This window comes from Streptomyces sp. NBC_00887, from assembly GCF_045207585.1.
Window position 1 is genome coordinate 8,400,994 of record NZ_CP108788.1, and the last position, 16,619, is coordinate 8,417,612.

Consider the following 16,619-nt stretch of genomic DNA (forward strand, 5'->3'; position numbering starts at 1 on the left):
CTGTCCCGATTCCGTACTGCTCAGGCGGACGGGGACGGGGACGGGCCTGGCCGGGGTCGTCGGTTGCGGTCCCGAGGGGGAGGCGGTCTAGCCGGGAGGCAGTCCGACGCCGGGCGGGGGCGAGAACGGTGACCCCTTCACGACTCCGCCGCCGGGCACCGCACCCGAGCCGCTGTGGCAGCAGAACGCGGCGAACAGCGACCTGACCGGCGACGGCGCGTTCGCGCCGGCCGACGGCAAGGAGAGCTGGTCCCTCGCGGCGAGCGATTTCAGCGCCTTCAGCGACCCGCACGTCCTGGACGGAGTGCTCCACGCCTCCGACACCGCCCGCAGCCTGCGGGCGGTGGATCACGCGAGGGGCAAGCAGATCTGGCACAACGAGGACCTGCGGGACACGGCCACGCAGGCATGGCAGTTCGCCAAGGTGGACAACACCCGTACCGCGCGACCGAGTTCGACAAGGGCGGGGGCGTGCACGCCTTCGACGCGACGACCGGGAAGCTGCGCTGGACCTACAACGACAGAACCGGCGACATCCAGCAGTGGAACGCGGTGGCGGCGGCAAGCGGCCGGCCGTGATGCACGGCAAGAGGTTCTACGCGCTCCCCGCCGTGTGACCCCGCCTCCCGGTCCGGATTCCCGCCGCGTCCGCACGCGGGGCCGGGCCGGGCACCGTCACTCCGGTCCCCACCCCTCACTCCCACCGCTCCACCACTCGGAACCTCTCCACGACGATCTGCGTGTCGTCGTCCACGGTGAACGCCGGGTCCCCCAGGGCCTCCCGCATCTCCTCGCTGTGCCAGAACGCCTCGTGCCCCGCACGCCACCCGGCGACCGACGTGTACCCCTCGCCCTCGTCGAGTGCGTGCTGCAGGCCGACCGAGCCCAGGGCCACCACCCGAACCTCCGTCAGCTCCACGACGGCGACCTCCTGCCCCCGGGAGTCGATCAGCGCGGACCGCTCGCCCACCGGCGGAAGGTCCTCCTTCTCCACCTCGTACTCCGCGAGCAGCCCCGACGTCGACACCTTCTCGCCGGAGAGCACGGCCGCCACCAGCCGGTCGCGCAGCGGTCCGGGGAAGGCGAGGAGGAAGGGTTTGAGCGGTTCACGGTTCTCCATGACGGCAGTGTGGCACGCGTCACCCCAGCCGTTCCGTGTCTCCGCGACCCCCGCGACGAGCTGCGCGAATGGTTCAGACCACGCCCCCCGACCATCAACTGCATGGCTCACGCATGCAGTTGACGGAGGGTTGCCCTTGACGTGGAGCATTGCCTACCGCTTTGCTGTGCGCGATCGTTTGCTCGCACACAGCATCGAACCAACTCGCACACCGCGTCGAAAAAAGGAAGCCTGCGGATGTCCCCGCCTCCGCCGCCCCTGGGCCGCGCCCGCCGCAAGGGCGGTCGCTCGGACCACGCTTTCGACCCGGCTCTCGACGACAGCGAACTGATCGACGTACGAGGTCAGTTCGCCCAGGGCCGGTGGGCCAGGGCCCGCGCTCTTCTTGCCGCCACCGATACCGACTGGGACCGCCGCGGCCACCGTGTGCTCGCACTCGCCGCCACCCCGTCCGCGGCCGACTGGGCACGCGAGTGGCTGCTCGCCGAACCGGACAGCCCCGACGCCTCCACCCTTCTCGCCTGCGCCACCGTGACCAGGGCCCTGAGCCCCAAGTCCGGTGCCGGAGAACGGGAAAAGGCCCGCGAGGCCTGCCTGGGCGCAGCCCGGCTCGACCCCGCGGACCCGACCCCCTGGCTGGGCCTGATGCTGCTCGACCGCACGTACGGCACCCGGGAGGAGACCGCCAGGCAGTTCGAGGCGATCCGGTCCCGTCACCCCGAGCACCACCAGGCGCACCACCTGATGACGGCCCTGCTGGCCGAGACCGATCCCGAGGGCGGCGACCCGCTGCACGAGGTCTACGACTTCGCCGCATGGGCGGCCGAACAGGCCCCGGCCGACTCGCCGCTCGCCGTACTCCCCGTCGTCGCGCACGCGGAGCGCTACCGCGTCCTGGCCGCGGCGGGCAGCGTGTCCGACGACCCGGCGGGCTCGGGGCACTGGACCGGCCGCCGGGCCAGACAGGTGATGAAGGCAGCCTTCGACTGGTGGCTGGAATGGGAGCGCGAGGACCACCCCCGCCACCACGTCGACCTCAACTTCCTCGCCCACGCCAAGATCTGCGAGGGGCGCCCCGCCGAGGCCGCCGCGCTCTTCCACCGCATCGGCCCCCACGCGACCGCGGCCCCCTGGTCGTACTCCGGCCGCGATCCGTACCCCGCATTTCTTGCCGCGCGCACCTACGCGCTCGGTACCCCGTGATGCACCTTGCTTTCAACGAAGGGACCAACCCCGCCATGTCGACGGGCAGAACAGATACGACCGGGACCGGAACGGCCGCGACGAACGGCGACACCGGCGGGATCAACACGTACAAGGGGGAGGAACGCGCCCTGCGCGCCGACCGGCTCGGCACCCCCGGACTGCTGCTCTCGGTCCTGGCGGCCAGCGCCCCGCTGATGGTCGTCGCGGGGGTGATGCCCACGGTCTTCGGTGTGATGGGCATCGTCGGGCAGCCGCTGCTCTACGTCGTCCTCGGCATCGTCCTCATGCTGTTCAGCGTCGGTTACGCGGAGATGAGCCGGCACGTCCACAACGCCGGTGCGTTCTACGCCTACATCGCCCGCGGTCTCGGCCCGACGGCCGGCGCGGGCGCCTCGCTCGTCGCGCTGGTCGCGTACAGCGCCATGCAGGTCGGCATCTACGGCATCCTCGGCTTCGAGGTCTCCGGTCTCTTCGCCACCTATCTCGACATCGACATGCCCTGGTGGCTTCCCGCCCTCGTCTCGGTGGCCGTCGTCGGCGTCCTCGGCTGGCTGAAGATCGACCTCAACGCCAAGGTGCTCGGCGTCCTGCTGGTCATCGAGTGCGCCCTGGTCGTGATCTTCGACATCGCCGCCGTGAGCAAGCCCGGCCCCGAGGGCCTGTCCTTCCACGCGTTCAACCCCGACACCCTCACCGGCGCGGGGCTGGGCACGGCGCTCTGCTTCTGCATCGCCGCGTTCGTCGGCTTCGAGCAGGCCCCCGTGTACGCGGAGGAGACCAGCCGTCCGCAGGTCGTCGTGTCCCGGGTGATGTTCCTGGCCGTCGGCTACGCCGCCCTGTTCCTCGCGGTGAGCTCCTGGGCGCTGACCGTCGCCGCGGGCCCCGGCTTCATCTCGGACACCTCCCTCAGGGAGGGCCCGGGCATGCTCTTCGGTCTGACGGAGGAGAGGCTCGGCGCCACGTTCACGGACGTGCTGCACGTCCTCTTCGTCACGGGCATGTTCGCCGCGCTGCTCAGCTTCCACAACGTGGTCGCCCGCTACGCCTTCGCGATGGGCCGTGAGGGCCTGCTTCCTGCGGGCTTCGGCCGGACCAGCAAGACCAGCGGCGCGCCCGCCACCGGCTCGATGCTCCAGTCCGTGATCTCCGTCGTGATCGTGGCGGCCTTCGCCCTCACGGACGACCACCCGGTCGGCGACCCCACGGCGCCCGTCCTGCGGCTGTTCACGTGGATGGGCAACGTCGGTGCGCTCGGAGTGATCCTGCTGATGGCGGCGGCCTCCTTCGCCGTGATCGCCTTCTTCGTACGCCGCGGTGCGGGCCGCGCCCAGGCACCCCGGCTCGTGGCCTCCGGCCTCGCCGGGATCGCGCTGCTGGCCATCGCGGTGTTCACCGTCCGGGACTTCGACGTACTGGTCGGCTCGGGCCCCGGCTCCGTACTCAACTGGCTGCTGCCCGGCGTCATCGGTGTCGCCCTCGTCGGCGGCCTGGCGTACGGGGCGGTGCTGCGCTCCACGAAGCCCGAGGTGCACGCCAGGATCGGCCTCGGCAACGAGGCGTTCCAGCTGGAGAAGGCCGCGGAGAGCACGACGGCCCCCCGGTAGTTCTTACCGGGTGGTGACGAACGCCCGCGGCTCCTGGTGACGGACGGCCGCGGGTGTTCGAATGGGCGGGTGAACAGTCGCCCTCCCGACAGCGAAGATCCTCCTGACGGCAGCCGTGCCGAAGGCGCGCCCGTCGGCCGCCGCCTCGTCCTGGCCATGCTCGGCCTGGGCGTCGCCGGAGTGGTTGCCGCCCCGGTGCTCCAGCGGGGCCTGGAGACCGGGCTCGGAGCGGTCGCGGACAAGGACCCCACCGGGCTGACCGGGCTCCTGCCCAACGGCGGCGGTTTCCGCTACTACTCCGTCGCCACGTCCGTACCGGAGAAGACCGCCGCCGACTACCGCCTCACCGTGGACGGCCTGGTCGACCGCCCCGCCACCTACACCCTGGACTCCCTGAAGGCGCTCCCGCAGAGCCGCCTGGTGCGCGATGTCCAGTGCGTCACCGGCTGGCGCGTCCCCGAGACCCCGTTCGAGGGGGTCAGGCTGTCCGTGCTGCTGGACGCGGCAGGAGTACGTCCCGGCGCGAAGGCGGTCCGCTTCACCTGCTTCGACGGCGCCTACAGCGAGAGCCTCACCCTGGAGCAGGCCCGCCGGGCGGACGTCCTGGTCGCGCTGCGCATGCAGGACAAGCCGGTCACCCACTCGCACGGCGGCCCCGTCCGTCTCTACGTGGCACCGATGTACTTCTACAAATCGGCGAAATGGCTCTCCGGGATCACCGTCACCGACGCCGTACGCCCCGGCTACTGGGAGGAGCTCGGCTATGACGTCGACGCCTGGGTGGGCCGGTCCAACGGCCGGGACGACGCCCCCACCGTCTGAACACCCCACGAGGATCCGCCGCTTCACCCGCACCGAGCGCTGGGTGCACCGCACCACCGCCTGGCTGACGCTGCTGTGCGTGGCCACCGCGGCCTTTCTGTACGTCCCCCAGCTCGCCGAACTCGTCGGCCGCCGCCACCTCGTGGTCACCGTCCACGAATGGTCCGGGCTGCTCGTCCCCGTACCGCTGCTCGCCGGGCTGGTCTCCCGGGCCCTGCGCGCCGACCTCTCCCGGCTCAACCGGTTCGGACCGCACGACCGGCAGTGGCTGAAGGCCGCTCTGCGCCGCGACCGCACGCCCGGCGCCCGGCCGGCCGGGAAGTTCAACGCGGGCCAGAAGCTCTACGCCGCCTGGATCGCGGGCGCCGTGCTCGTGATGCTCGGCACCGGCCTGCTGATGTGGTTCACGGACCTCGCCCCGCTGGTGTGGCGCACGGGCGCGACCTTCGTGCACGACTGGCTGGCACTCGCGATCGGCATCGTCCTGGCCGGACATACGGCAATGGCGCTCGCCGACCCGGAGGCACGCCGTGGCATGCGCACCGGGTCGGTCGAGCGCCCTTGGGCCCGCTCCGAGCACCCGCTGTGGCGGGATCCGGAGGAGTAGCTACAGGACCAGCGACAGCAGCAGGATGAAGCCCAGCGAGACGACGGAGATGATGGTCTCCATCACCGACCAGGTCTTGATCGTCTGACCGACGTCCATGCCGAAGTACTCCTTCACCAGCCAGAACCCCGCGTCGTTGACGTGGCTGAAGAAGAGCGAGCCCGCACCGACGGCCAGGACGAGCAGGGCCGCCTCCGGGGTGGACATGCCGGCCGCCAGCGGAGCGACGAGACCGGCCGCCGAGATGGTGGCCACGGTCGCCGAACCCGTCGCCAGGCGGATCGCGACGGCGATCAGCCAGCCGAGCAGCAGGGCGGGTATCGACCAGTTCTCGGAGAACTCGAGGATCATCCGGCCCACACCGGCGTCGATGAGGGTCGTCTTGAAGCCGCCGCCGGCACCGACGATCATCAGCACCCCGGCGATCGGGGCGAGCGACTTCTCGACGGTCGTGGAGAGCCGCGCCTTCGTGAATCCGGCGGCCCGGCCCAGCGTGAACATGCCGACGATCACTGCGGCGAGCAGGGCGATCAGCGGCGAACCGATCACATCGGTGACCCGCTGGACGTGGTTCTCCGGGTCGTCCACCACGATGTCGACGAGGGCCTTGGCCAGCATCAGGACGACGGGCAGCAGCACGGTGGCCAGGGTGGCGCCGAAGCCCGGGCGGCGGTCCAGGTCCTCCGAGGGGCGCTCGGGGATCATCTTCTCCGGTGCCTGGATGTCCACCCAGCGGGCGGCGTACCGGGAGAAGACCGGGCCCGCGATGATCACGGTCGGGATGGCGACGAGGACACCCAGCGCGAGGGTGACCCCCAGGTTGGCGTCGAGCGCGTCGATGGCGACCAGCGGGCCGGGGTGCGGCGGGATCAGGCCGTGCATCACCGAGAGTCCGGCGAGCGCGGGGATACCGATCCGCATCAGGGAGTAGTTGCCGCGCTTGGCGACCAGCAGCACCACCGGGATCAGCAGCACGATGCCGACCTCGAAGAACAACGGCAGACCGATGATCGAGGCGATCAGGACCATCGCCCAGGGCATGGCGCGCCCGCTCGCCCTCGCGAGAATCGTGTCGACGATCTGGTCGGCGCCGCCCGAGTCGGCGAGCAGCTTGCCCAGGATCGCGCCGAGCGCGATCAGCACACCGACACTGGCGACGGTGGCGCCGAGGCCCGTGGAGAAGCTGGTGATCGTCTTGTCCAGCGGGGCACCGGCGAAGACGCCGAGCGCCAGTGAACCGATGGTCAGCGCCAGGAAGGCGTGCACCTTGAACTTGGTGATGAGTACGACGATGACGGCGATGCCCGCCAGGACGGCGATGCCCAACTGCGCGTTGCCGGCCGAGGTGATCGGCTCGACGGCATCCGCTGCCAGCATCTCGACGCTGAGACTGCTCACGGTGATCCTTAAGAGGCGAGCCGGCGCAACGCGGCGACGGCCCGGTCGGTTATTTCTTCGGGGGTGCCGGACACGTCCACTGCCACGCCCGCCTCGTCCTCCTGCAGTTCCTGCAGGGTCGCGAACTGGGAGTCGAGCAGTGCGGTCGGCATGAAGTGGCCCTTGCGGTCCGCCATCCGGCGCTCGATGAGAGCCCGGTCACCGGTCAGATGGAGGAAGACGGCACCAGGGGCTTCGGCGCGCAGCCGGTCACGGTAGACGCGCTTGAGCGCGGAGCTGCTGACGACGCCGCCGAGCCCCGCCCGGCCGTGGGCCCACCGGCCGATCGCGTCCAGCCAGGGCCGGCGGTCGGTGTCGTCCAGCGGGGTCCCCGCCGACATCTTGGCGATGTTGGCCGGCGGGTGGAAGTCGTCGCCCTCGGCGTAGGGAACGCCGAGTTCGGCGGCGAGCAGGGGACCGATCGTGGTCTTGCCGGTCCCTGCTACGCCCATCACCACGACGACGTGGGGGGTGCTCATTGGTGCCTCGCTGTCTTCTTCGACATCGGTCCGTCGCGCTACTGAAACTCATTACATACGACTTATTCAAGTAGCTGTGACATAAACGTCGTACTTAATGTTCCCGCGGGCCTCCCCGTAGGCTTGCGGGCATGACCACACAGGGCCAGGGGCTGCATACACATGTGCTGGACACCCTGGGTCTGGAGATCGCCGCCGGGGACTTCCCGCCCGGCCGGGTCCTGCGCACCGACGAGCTGGCGCAGCGCTTCGAGGTGTCCCGCACCGTCGTACGCGAAGTGATCCGCGTCCTGGAGTCCATGCACCTGGTCGAGTCCCGCCGCCGGGTCGGCGTGACCGTGCGGCCCACCGAGGAGTGGAACGTCTACGACCCCCAGGTCATCCGCTGGCGGCTGGCCGGCTCCGACCGCCCCCGGCAGCTGCGCTCCCTCACCGTGCTGAGGTCCGCCGTCGAACCCGTCGCCGCCGGACTCGCCGCCCGGCACGCCACCCCCGAACAGTGCGCCGCCCTCACCGAATGCGCCCTCGGCATGGTCGCCACCTCGCGCGGCCAGCAGTTGGAGGGCTATCTGCGGCACGACATCGCGTTCCACCGCATCGTGCTCAACGCCTCCGGGAACGAGATGTTCGCGCGGCTCGGCGACGTCGTCGCCGAGGTCCTCGCCGGCCGTACCCACCACCAGGTGATGTTCGAGGACCCCGACCCCGCCGCCGTCACCCTCCACGTACGCCTGGCCGAGGCGGTCCGCGAGGGGGACGCGGCAGCCGCGGAACGGCTGACGAAGGAGATCGCGGTGGGCGCCCTCCACGAACTGGACGTACTCGCGCCCTGAGCTCCGCCCTCGGTCGCCGGGCGGGCACGGTCCTTCACGCACGTGCGCCGACCGCCTGGCAGCGGCCGCGAGCACCGGCTCACTCCGCGCCGGAGCCCTCGCCGGCCTGGTGGTCCTGGACCGCGACCCGTAGCGAAACCCGTCCGACGAGATCGGCCGGACACGTGTGCTGCGGACCTGCGTCGGCGGCCGGAAGGCCCACGACTCCGGGGCCTGACACCGAACCTCCTCCGTGGAACGCAACGCCCCGGAGGGTGCCGACGCGGCACCCTCCGGGGCGTACGGTTGTCCGTGATCAACCTTCGCAGGAGTCCCACTCGGAAACAGGGAGACCACGGTATGGCGCAGCAGGTGCAAGGGGTCATCGCACCGGGGAAGAACGAGCCGGTACGGGTCGAGACCATCGTGATCCCGGACCCCGGGCCCGGCGAGGCAGTCGTGAAGATCCAGGCGTGCGGCGTCTGCCACACCGACCTGCACTACAAGCAGGGCGGCATCAACGACGACTTCCCGTTCCTCCTCGGCCACGAGGCCGCGGGCATCGTGGAGTCCGTGGGCGAGGGCGTCGGCGACGTCGCGCCCGGCGACTTCGTCGTCCTCAACTGGCGTGCGGTGTGCGGACAGTGCCGCGCCTGTCTGCGCGGCCGTCCCTGGTACTGCTTCAACACCCACAACGCCGCGCAGAAGATGACCCTGCTGGACGGCACCGAACTCTCCCCGGCACTCGGGATCGGCGCCTTCGCCGAGAAGACCCTCGTCGCGGCCGGCCAGTGCACCAAGGTCGACCCCGAGGTCTCCCCGGCCGTCGCCGGACTGCTCGGCTGCGGTGTCATGGCGGGCATCGGCGCCGCCATCAACACCGGCCAGGTCGGCCGCGGCGACTCCGTGGCCGTCATCGGCTGCGGCGGCGTCGGCGACGCGGCCGTCGTCGGCGCCCGGCTCGCAGGCGCGGCGAAGATCATCGCGGTCGACATCGACGACCGCAAGCTGGAGACGGCGAAGAAGATGGGTGCCACCCACACCGTCAACTCACGCTCCGACGACCCCGTCGAGGCGATCCGCGCACTGACCGGCGGCAACGGCGCGGACGTCGTCATCGAGGCCGTCGGCCGCCCGGAGACGTACAAGCAGGCCTTCTACGCCCGCGACCTCGCCGGCACCGTCGTCCTCGTCGGCGTCCCCACCCCGGAGATGCAGCTCGAACTCCCGCTGCTCGACGTGTTCGGCCGCGGCGGCTCGCTCAAGTCCTCCTGGTACGGCGACTGCCTGCCCTCGCGCGACTTCCCGGTGCTCATCGACCTGCACCAGCAGGGCCGCATCGACCTCGGCGCGTTCGTCACCGAGACGATCGGACTCGGCGACATCGAACAGGCCTTCGCCCGCATGCACGACGGTGACGTCCTGCGTTCGGTGGTGGTGTTCTGATGACCGCCCGCATCGACCACCTGGTCACCTCCGGCACCTTCGCCCTCGACGGCGGTGAGTGGGACGTCGACAACAACGTCTGGATCATCGGCGACGAGACCGAGGCGGTCGTCATCGACGCCGCCCACGACGCCCTCGCGATCGAGGCCGCACTCGGCGGCCGTACGCTGCGCGCCATCATCTGCACCCACGCGCACAACGACCACATCGACGCGGCCCCCGCCCTCGCCGACGCGACCGGCGCACCGATCCTCCTGCACCCCGACGACCTGCCGCTGTGGAAGCAGACCCACCCGCACCGCACCCCCGACGCCGAACTGGCCGACGGGCAGGAGCTGGAGGTCGCCGGAACACGCCTGTCGGTCCTGCACACCCCGGGCCATGCGCCGGGCGCTGTCTGCCTCTACGCCCCGGACCTGGCCACCGTCTTCACCGGTGACACCCTGTTCCACGGCGGGCCCGGGGCGACCGGACGGTCCTTCTCCCACTTCCCGACGATCGTCGACTCGATCAGGGACCGGCTGCTCGGACTCCCGCCCGAGACCGTCGTGCGCACCGGACACGGGGACTCCACCACGATCGGCGACGAGGCCCCGCACCTGGACGAATGGATCGCCCGCGGCCACTGACCCGGCCCGGGTTCACCGGTCCGGCCACGCGGTGAGCCGCAGGCCGCTCTCGAAGCGGTGCGGCGTGCCCGTGACCGGATCGGTGAACTCCAGCACCCTGGCCAGCAGTTGCATGGGCCGCGTGTAGTCGTCACGGTCCTGCTCCGGTTCCACCACCGGATAGACGGGATCGTGGACGAGCGGCAGCCCCAGCGCGTTCATGTGGACCCGGAGCTGATGGGTACGCCCCGTGGCGGGCAGCAGCCGGTAACGGCCGAACCCGCCCCGGTGCTCCAGGAGCTCGATCCGGCTCTCACTGTTCGCCTCGCCCGGCTCCTCGCGCGCGGCGATGACCCCGCGCTCCTTGACGATCCGGCTGCGCACGGTGCGGGGGAGCGTCACACCCGCGTCGTACGGTGCCACGGCCTCGTACTCCTTGCGCACCAGCCGGTCCCGGAACAGGGTCTGGTACGCCCCCCGCTCCCCGGGCCGTACGACGAACAGGACGAGCCCCGCCGTCAGCCGGTCGAGGCGGTGGGCGGGCTGCAGCTCCGGCAGATCCAGCTCCCTGCGCAACCGGGCCACCGCCGTCTCGGTGATGTGCCGGCCGCGCGGAGTCGTGGCGAGGAAGTGCGGCTTGTCCGCGATGACGAGGTGCTCGTCGCGGTACACCACACCGACGGGGAACGGCACCGGATCCTCCGGCGCGAAGTCCCGGTGGAACCAGAGGTACCGGCCCGCTGTGTACGGCTCGTCGCCACGCACCGCACCGCCGTCGGCCCCGACGAACAGCCCCTCGGCGAGCATCGCCTCCACCCGCCGCGCCCCGACCGCCCCTGCGAACCGGTCCAGCAGATGGTCCCGGACGCATCCCCAGACCCCGTCCGGGTCCTCCGGCAGCCTCACCCGCACCGGATCGATGCCGTCCCGCTGGGGCAGCGGGGCGGCGGGGGGCTTCGCCCGTCCTCTCATCGCGTCGGTCCTTGTCATGGGTGGGGGCCTGGAGGACTGCCCATCATGGCACCGCCCGGTTGCCGGTGACCTCTGACAGCGCGCCCCCCGGTGCTGCCGATCGCCGATCGCCGAGCGCCTGATCGAGATCGGCGTGCTCGACCGGCTCAAGGGCGACCGGACACGGTGCGACCCGGCATGCAGCCCGGTTCCCCACAGTTGCCTGCTTGCGGGGCAGTTGCTGGGTGGGACGGTGGTCCCGGTATCAGCCGCTACGGCGCGGTGGTGCTCGAGGTCGTCGTGCTCAGCCTTGAGCCGGCCAAGGGGTGAGCGAGGGACGGCGGCGAGCCAGGACCGCTACGCCTGCACCAGCTCGTCCGGGAATCCTGGCCGGGTGCTCGGAGCGCGCCGAGGCCACGTCCCGGCACTGCAGCGCGCCGGCCGCCCCGCCGCCGCTCCGGCCCCACCCGCCTGCCAGAGTGCCCCGATGCTTCTGAATCCTGAGAAGACCCAGTTCATTCGGGGGGCCACCCCTGTGCTCCTGCTGTCCGTAGCCCCGGTTCATGGCGTTCTACCCGTTCTGGCCGCACCTGACGGCGCGGTACCCCGGCGCGAGGGGTGGAACATCGTCTCCAAACTCACCCTGTGTGTCGTGGACGGGCCCGGCGAGGCTGGGTTCATCATCCCTGCCGCAGCGGCCCCGGTCATCGATACGGGCAACGGTGCCGAGGCCGGCGAAATGGGCGACTGGTGCACGGACACAGAACGAGCCGGTGGCGCCGTCGTCCTGTCACTCGACGAACTGCCCGAGGTGCTCGATCGGGCCTACCTGGTCGGCTCCGGCTCCGCCCACGGGGGCTTCATGGCGAGTCTGAACTGACGTCTGGGGGCGTGACACCCGTGTGCGCAGCAGACCTTCCCGAAGGTCTACCGGCGGCTTCACCCCCAGCACCAGGTGGAATGCCGACGCGCGGAGGCAATGAGCGAGCCTGCGGCCTTGGGGCGGGTCTGGAGCCGGTTGCGTACCCGCGGTCGGCTGGGAGCGGGCGGGCCGGTGGTCTTGGTGAGGGTGCGGATGTGGTCGGTGAAGCCAGGGGCAGGCAGGGGGAGTTCGAAGTCGCCGATGGGGCCGACGGCTGCGGGGACGTAGTCGAGTACGGCGCCTACCACCTCCGGCACCGGAGCCGGTTCGGATTCGGTTTTGAGTGCGCCCAGGATGCGCAGAGCAGTGGGCAACAGGCTCGCGTCGGTAGTCGTTACGGCGTGCAGTGCGTCGGTGACGGCATCGGACACGTCGTTCTTGATGCGGGGCTCTGCGTCGGTGGAGTCGTCGCTGGAGGGCAGAGCGCTCTGGATCTGCTCGGTCTGTTCGTGCCACCAGTCGGCTTCACCGTGCTCGCCGAGCGCGAGGTGGTGGAGGTACAGGCAGTAGGAGGCTGCAGGGTCTCCGGCGCCGGCCGCGTACTGCCACCAGAAGCGGGCGTTCTCTTCGGACTCGGCGAGCTGGAGGATGCAGCCCAGGACCCGGGCGCCCGGGGGCTCGGGGAGTTGCGGGGTGAGGAAGGTGTTCAGGGTGCTGAGGGCGGTTTTGCGGGTGACGACGGCTTCGCAGAGGGTGTTCAGGTTCTGCGCTGCCTGCTGCTCCGTCGGCTCTTCCGGGACAGCAGCGGGTGGCGCCGGAGGCGCGGCGGCGGGTGGTGTGCTCGTGTGGATGCGAGCGATGAGGCGGGCCTCGGCGGCGTCGATGTCTTCTTGGGTGTAGGGGGTGGTGACCAGGCGGGCTCGGGAGAGGAACTCCGTGATGTGGGGGGTCATCGCCGTCCTTCCATGGTGTGGTCGGTGCCCAGGATGTCGCGCAGTCTGCGCGTTGCGTGGCGGACCGTGGATCGGACGGTAGCGCTGGTGATGCCGAGCGCTTCGGCGACCTGGGTCGCGTTGAGTGCGTGGAGGCAAGTCATCACCATGACGTCGAGCTGGCGTTCGGTGAGCTGGCGCATGGCGCGCATAAGTGCGAGGGACTCGGTGATCTGGCCGTACGGATCGACGGCGTCGCGCAAGGCGACCGTGTTGAAGGCCTCGTCGTCGAGCAGTGGGGGCCGGCGGTTACGGGCGCGGACGTGGTCGGTGACCTTGTTGCGCATGACGGTCCAGGCATAGCCGTCCGGATTGTCGCTGCTCAGGACTTTGCCCCAGGAACGGTAGAGCTGCTCGAAGGCGCTGTCGGTCGCCTCCTCGGCGTCGTGACGGTTGTGCAGGAACGTCTCGGCGTAGTGGACGTAGTGCGGGCGCTTCATCCGGTGGAAGGCAGTGAAGGCGTGGTCGGGGGGCTGCTGTGTCATCGGCTCGCCACCCCGCCGGGTGCAGTGTCGGTTCTCGGTCACCGCCCTTCCTTCCCGTCGTGGGGGCGGCGGCTCATCTCGCTCACCCCGGCCCGGACGCCTGCGGCTGCCAGACGGCGAAGCAGCGTGATGGCGTCCTGACCGAAGACGCGGATCGTGACAGCCAGCATCATCAGGTCACCTACGAGTTGGATCGTCACAGGCGCAGGCCTCTGCTCGTACGAAGAGCCGGGCGGATTTCTCAAGCCCGGGAAGTGCGCGGGTTGTGCGCCCTTCACTTACAACGACGCCACCCAATGGCCAGGTGTGCAGGGGTAATTCGAGAAAGGTTACGCAGCGCCAAGCCTTGGTGACACACAGGTGTTCCCTACTGCTTATCCAGAATCAATAGCCATCCCGCGCCACCCGAACGCCAGAGCTACCACCAGCAAATTCATCGTACGATCAGCAATTTGCGTAAATTTGCGCGAATGCAGCAAACTTTTGGAGTGATGTAGCTCACGCTTCGACAAGGTTCGGAACCTACGTGCCGGCGCGGTGGCCTCTTCGTCCGGCGTCGGCCGATCTGATGCGCCTGGCCTCGAGACAACAAGTACGGTTGCAACCGCATAACCCCTTTGCCGTGATTCCGCTGCGAGAATGCGCTTCATGGTCAGCGTCGAAGAGTGGATCCGGGCTCGGAGAGGCCTGTGGTTGGGGCAGAGGCTTTCAGGGACGGTGACCGCGGTTCCGAATCCGGGTGCGACGGGGATCTTCGTCGACATCGGCCTTCCGGTTGGCGGGTTCGTCGACGTGCTGCTGCTTCCGTCCGCCGCGGAGCGCTGGCCGACGGTGGGGACCGTGGCGGAGTTCGAGGTCTGGTGGGCCGATATGCGGCCGCAGGTGCGACTCAAGCCCGTAGTGCGCCAGTTCCTGCGCGAGGACTTCGACGAGTGGCTGGCCCAGTGGCGGCCGGGCTGGCCTGAGAACGTGCCCGTGGATCAGGCGTGGGTCGAGGCAGATGCGGCGGCCCGGCGGGATGCCGGTGAGGTCGAGGAGACGCTGCGCGCGGCCGGATGGCGGCCGGAGCGACGCGTCCCCGTTCAACAGTGGCGCGAGAGGCTGGAGGCAACTGGGCTGGTGCGGTTGCATGAGGCCGCCGACCGCTTCCTGACGGAGTTCGGAGGTTTGGACGTCCAGATCAGCGGGCCGGGCATCACCTGTGCGAGAACGCCCTTCACCTTCGATCCCGAACTCGCGGTGGGCGAGGAGGACCGATTCGCAGACTGGAGCTCGACGGTGGGACGGGACATCTTCCCCATCGGTGAACTCGACGAGGGCAGATTCTTCCTCGGCATCGACGAGACCAGCGAGATCTATCTGATCGAGACGTGGATAGCGACGTTCGGCCCGGCCCGGGAGGCACTGGAGAAACTCGTCCTGGGCATATCTCCACGGCGTATCGGTTGAGGTGAGTCGCCATCGCATACCGTGCAACGGCAGTGGTGCTCCGAACCGGCTGTCTCAACACGCCTCGTCAACAGGGGTCCTGCCCCAGCGACTTGTCCGACGCCCGCTGAGACCCGCTGGTCCACGTCCGTCGCCTGGCGTGCGGCGCGACGAGCGAAGGGCCTGGACATAGGCCGGCCTCACAGCTCGGCCGTCAGGAGCCGAGCAGCCGCTCGTACTCCTCCTGCGTGACCGGAAGTACCGTGCCGTGCCGGGCGCCCGCCGGGAGTGCGTAGTCCGCGGACATCGTCCACCTGCCCGAGTCGAGGTCGTCCGTCTCGAACGGTACGTAGCCGCGCCCGCCGAACTCGTCGATGAGGAGGTACCACGTCTCCTCGGTGTTGGACCTGAAGACCGCGGGGCCCTCGCCCCGGTCGACCGAGCCCTTACCGATGCAGTCGGTCACGAAGCCGTACGAACGGGATGTGAGGTCCTGAGACTTCTCCGCCGTGATGAACTTGGAGCACGGGGTGTCCGACGACGGGTTCCGCTCGTCCTTGGTGAAGCGGTAGTAGCTGCCGTCGTGGCGGATGACCGTCGAGTCGATCACCGAGTACCCGGGGTCGTGCCACACCTCCGGCTCGGTGAAGGTGCGGAAGTCGCGCGTGGTCGCGTACAGCATCTTGTTGTAGGTGCTGCCGGTGTGCTCCGGGTCGTCCGCCGCGTAGATCTTGGAGGCCCAGAAGACGACGTACGAGCCGAGCTTCTCGTCGTAGTACGCCTCCGGGGCCCAGGTGTTGCCGGCGGTGTCGGGCGCGACCTCCACCAGGCGCCGGTCGGTCCAGTTCACCAGGTCCGTGGACTCCCAGACCATGACCGATCTGCTGCCGGTGCGCTGGACCTGGTCCCAGCTGCCGCCCGCGCCGCCGTACATCCGCAGGTCGGTGGCGATCTGGTAGAACTTGTCGCCCTCCGGTGAGCGGATGACGAACGGGTCGCGGAGCCCCTTGGTGCCGAGGTCCGAAGTGAGCACCGGCTCGCCGCCGTTCAGCTCCTGCCAGTGCAGCGGGTCGTCGCCACGGCTGAGCGACATCCGTATCTGCTCGCCGTCCTCGGTGCCCTCGCCCGTGAAGTAGCTCATGGCGTAGCCGGTGTACGTCCGCTCCTGCGGCAGTTCGGGCACGGCCGCGGTGAAGGTACGGCGCGCGGCCGCCCTGCCCCGGGTGACCAGGGCGGTGAGCTCCACGCTCGTCGGTCCCGCACCCGGCGCCGGGCGGTGCACGATGCCCGTCGCGTCGATGACCCGGGGCCGGTGGGACCTCCACGTGACGGTGGTGCCGTGGGCCCCGGCGGCGGGCAGCGTCAGATTGCCGCGCACGTCGGCGAGGTCGTGCACCGTGAGCGCGGCCGCGGCTTGCGAGGTCGCGGCCCCGTCGCTGATCCCCGCGGGTCCGGCGTGGGCGGGGCCGCTGCCGGGGAACGCGAGCAGGCCGACGACGAGGGACAGGAGAGGCAGCAGAGGGGCAAGGGCTCTTCTCGCGGGGTGCGGACGCATGTCTCTCCCGAAGTCGTTCGGAATACCGGACGCTGTTCGTCAAATCGGACCGACGCTAGGGGTGTTGAGGGCCCTCGTCAAGGGTCGCGGACGAATTCGCACGCCCTGTAGAAAGCGCTTGCCGACCCGCGTAGGGTCCTGCCCGCTGAATCCATTCAATCCGTTGACGTCCAACCCTGAATCACCCAGCCCCGAATCACCCAAC

At 70.0% G+C, this 16,619-nt stretch carries 19 protein-coding genes and 1 pseudogene; 10 read left to right on the forward strand and 10 right to left on the reverse strand.

The features are described from left to right. Positions 1–87 precede the first annotated feature (87 nt). Positions 88–324 carry a hypothetical protein gene (locus tag OG844_RS38310; protein ID WP_406388933.1) on the reverse strand — a complete coding sequence of 79 codons (237 nt, stop codon included), beginning with the start codon at positions 322–324 and terminating at the stop codon, positions 88–90. Between the two features lie 84 nt (positions 325–408). Here OG844_RS38310 and OG844_RS38315 point away from each other — a divergent pair, with 84 nt between their 5' ends. Next, the gene (locus tag OG844_RS38315; protein ID WP_406388931.1) at positions 409–579 is read left to right on the forward strand and encodes a hypothetical protein; all 171 of its coding nucleotides are present in this window, start codon (positions 409–411) and stop codon (positions 577–579) included. Between the two features lie 115 nt (positions 580–694). On the opposite strand, the gene OG844_RS38320 is transcribed toward OG844_RS38315, so the two are convergent. Further along, complete coding sequence (locus OG844_RS38320; protein WP_406388929.1) at positions 695–1,120, reverse strand: ASCH domain-containing protein; 426 nt, start codon at positions 1,118–1,120, stop codon at positions 695–697. A 237-nt stretch (positions 1,121–1,357) separates the two neighbouring features. Here OG844_RS38320 and OG844_RS38325 point away from each other — a divergent pair, with 237 nt between their 5' ends. The 4 genes from OG844_RS38325 to OG844_RS38340 all read left to right on the forward strand — a co-directional run bounded on the left by OG844_RS38325 (position 1,358) and on the right by OG844_RS38340 (position 5,359). After that, positions 1,358–2,323: a hypothetical protein gene (locus OG844_RS38325; RefSeq protein WP_406388927.1), complete on the forward strand. Its 966-nt coding sequence runs from the start codon at positions 1,358–1,360 to the stop codon at positions 2,321–2,323. A gap of 35 nt (positions 2,324–2,358) precedes the next feature. Beyond that, entirely contained in the window at positions 2,359–3,930 is a 1,572-nt protein-coding gene (locus tag OG844_RS38330) for an APC family permease (RefSeq protein ID WP_406388925.1), read from the forward strand. Positions 3,931–3,999: 69 nt separating this feature from the next. Beyond that, positions 4,000–4,752 (forward strand): molybdopterin-dependent oxidoreductase, encoded by a 753-nt coding sequence (locus OG844_RS38335; RefSeq protein WP_406388923.1) that lies wholly within the window; start codon positions 4,000–4,002, stop codon positions 4,750–4,752. Next, positions 4,694–5,359, forward strand: a complete 666-nt coding sequence (locus tag OG844_RS38340) for a cytochrome b/b6 domain-containing protein (protein ID WP_406388921.1) — start codon at positions 4,694–4,696, stop codon at positions 5,357–5,359. Before OG844_RS38335 ends, OG844_RS38340 begins: the two co-directional genes overlap by 59 nt. Here the strand turns inward: OG844_RS38340 and OG844_RS38345 are convergent, their stop codons facing one another. Beyond that, entirely contained in the window at positions 5,360–6,757 is a 1,398-nt protein-coding gene (locus OG844_RS38345; RefSeq protein ID WP_406388919.1) for a GntP family permease, read from the reverse strand. Between the two features lie 8 nt (positions 6,758–6,765). Continuing rightward, the gene (locus OG844_RS38350; RefSeq protein WP_406388917.1) at positions 6,766–7,275 is read right to left on the reverse strand and encodes a gluconokinase; all 510 of its coding nucleotides are present in this window, start codon (positions 7,273–7,275) and stop codon (positions 6,766–6,768) included. Between the two features lie 131 nt (positions 7,276–7,406). On the opposite strand from OG844_RS38350, the gene OG844_RS38355 reads away from it, so the two are divergent. After that, positions 7,407–8,108 carry a FadR/GntR family transcriptional regulator gene (locus tag OG844_RS38355; RefSeq protein WP_406388915.1) on the forward strand — a complete coding sequence of 234 codons (702 nt, stop codon included), beginning with the start codon at positions 7,407–7,409 and terminating at the stop codon, positions 8,106–8,108. A 79-nt stretch (positions 8,109–8,187) separates the two neighbouring features. Here the strand turns inward: OG844_RS38355 and OG844_RS38360 are convergent, their stop codons facing one another. Beyond that, entirely contained in the window at positions 8,188–8,328 is a 141-nt protein-coding gene (locus tag OG844_RS38360; RefSeq protein ID WP_406388913.1) for a hypothetical protein, read from the reverse strand. A 119-nt stretch (positions 8,329–8,447) separates the two neighbouring features. Here OG844_RS38360 and OG844_RS38365 point away from each other — a divergent pair, with 119 nt between their 5' ends. Both OG844_RS38365 and OG844_RS38370 read left to right on the forward strand, forming a co-directional pair. Continuing rightward, positions 8,448–9,533, forward strand: coding sequence for an S-(hydroxymethyl)mycothiol dehydrogenase (locus OG844_RS38365; RefSeq protein ID WP_406388911.1), 1,086 nt, complete (start codon positions 8,448–8,450; stop codon positions 9,531–9,533). Further along, positions 9,533–10,162, forward strand: coding sequence for an MBL fold metallo-hydrolase (locus tag OG844_RS38370; protein WP_406388909.1), 630 nt, complete (start codon positions 9,533–9,535; stop codon positions 10,160–10,162). The genes OG844_RS38365 and OG844_RS38370 overlap by 1 nt, the downstream gene beginning before the upstream one ends. A gap of 12 nt (positions 10,163–10,174) precedes the next feature. Here OG844_RS38370 and OG844_RS38375 read toward each other — a convergent pair whose 3' ends face one another. Then, positions 10,175–11,113, reverse strand: coding sequence for an RluA family pseudouridine synthase (locus OG844_RS38375; protein WP_406388907.1), 939 nt, complete (start codon positions 11,111–11,113; stop codon positions 10,175–10,177). A gap of 466 nt (positions 11,114–11,579) precedes the next feature. Here OG844_RS38375 and OG844_RS38380 point away from each other — a divergent pair, with 466 nt between their 5' ends. Continuing rightward, the gene (locus OG844_RS38380) at positions 11,580–11,972 is read left to right on the forward strand and encodes a hypothetical protein (protein ID WP_406388905.1); all 393 of its coding nucleotides are present in this window, start codon (positions 11,580–11,582) and stop codon (positions 11,970–11,972) included. 59 nt (positions 11,973–12,031) lie between these two features. Here OG844_RS38380 and OG844_RS38385 read toward each other — a convergent pair whose 3' ends face one another. From OG844_RS38385 to OG844_RS38395, 3 genes are read right to left on the reverse strand one after another with little or no spacing between them, the layout of a single operon-like run. Next, positions 12,032–12,907, reverse strand: a complete 876-nt coding sequence (locus OG844_RS38385) for a hypothetical protein (protein ID WP_406388903.1) — start codon at positions 12,905–12,907, stop codon at positions 12,032–12,034. After that, positions 12,904–13,431, reverse strand: a complete 528-nt coding sequence (locus OG844_RS38390) for a sigma-70 family RNA polymerase sigma factor (protein ID WP_406388901.1) — start codon at positions 13,429–13,431, stop codon at positions 12,904–12,906. Before OG844_RS38390 ends, OG844_RS38385 begins: the two co-directional genes overlap by 4 nt. A gap of 38 nt (positions 13,432–13,469) precedes the next feature. Further along, positions 13,470–13,631, reverse strand: a complete 162-nt coding sequence (locus tag OG844_RS38395) for a hypothetical protein (protein WP_406388899.1) — start codon at positions 13,629–13,631, stop codon at positions 13,470–13,472. A 517-nt stretch (positions 13,632–14,148) separates the two neighbouring features. Between OG844_RS38395 and OG844_RS38400 the strand changes: the two genes are divergently transcribed. After that, positions 14,149–14,880, forward strand: coding sequence for an SUKH-3 domain-containing protein (locus tag OG844_RS38400; RefSeq protein WP_406388898.1), 732 nt, complete (start codon positions 14,149–14,151; stop codon positions 14,878–14,880). Between the two features lie 202 nt (positions 14,881–15,082). On the opposite strand, the pseudogene OG844_RS38405 reads toward OG844_RS38400, so the two are convergent. Beyond that, positions 15,083–16,294, reverse strand: a pseudogene (locus tag OG844_RS38405) (immunoglobulin-like domain-containing protein); the annotation flags it as partial. Positions 16,295–16,619 lie beyond the last annotated feature (325 nt).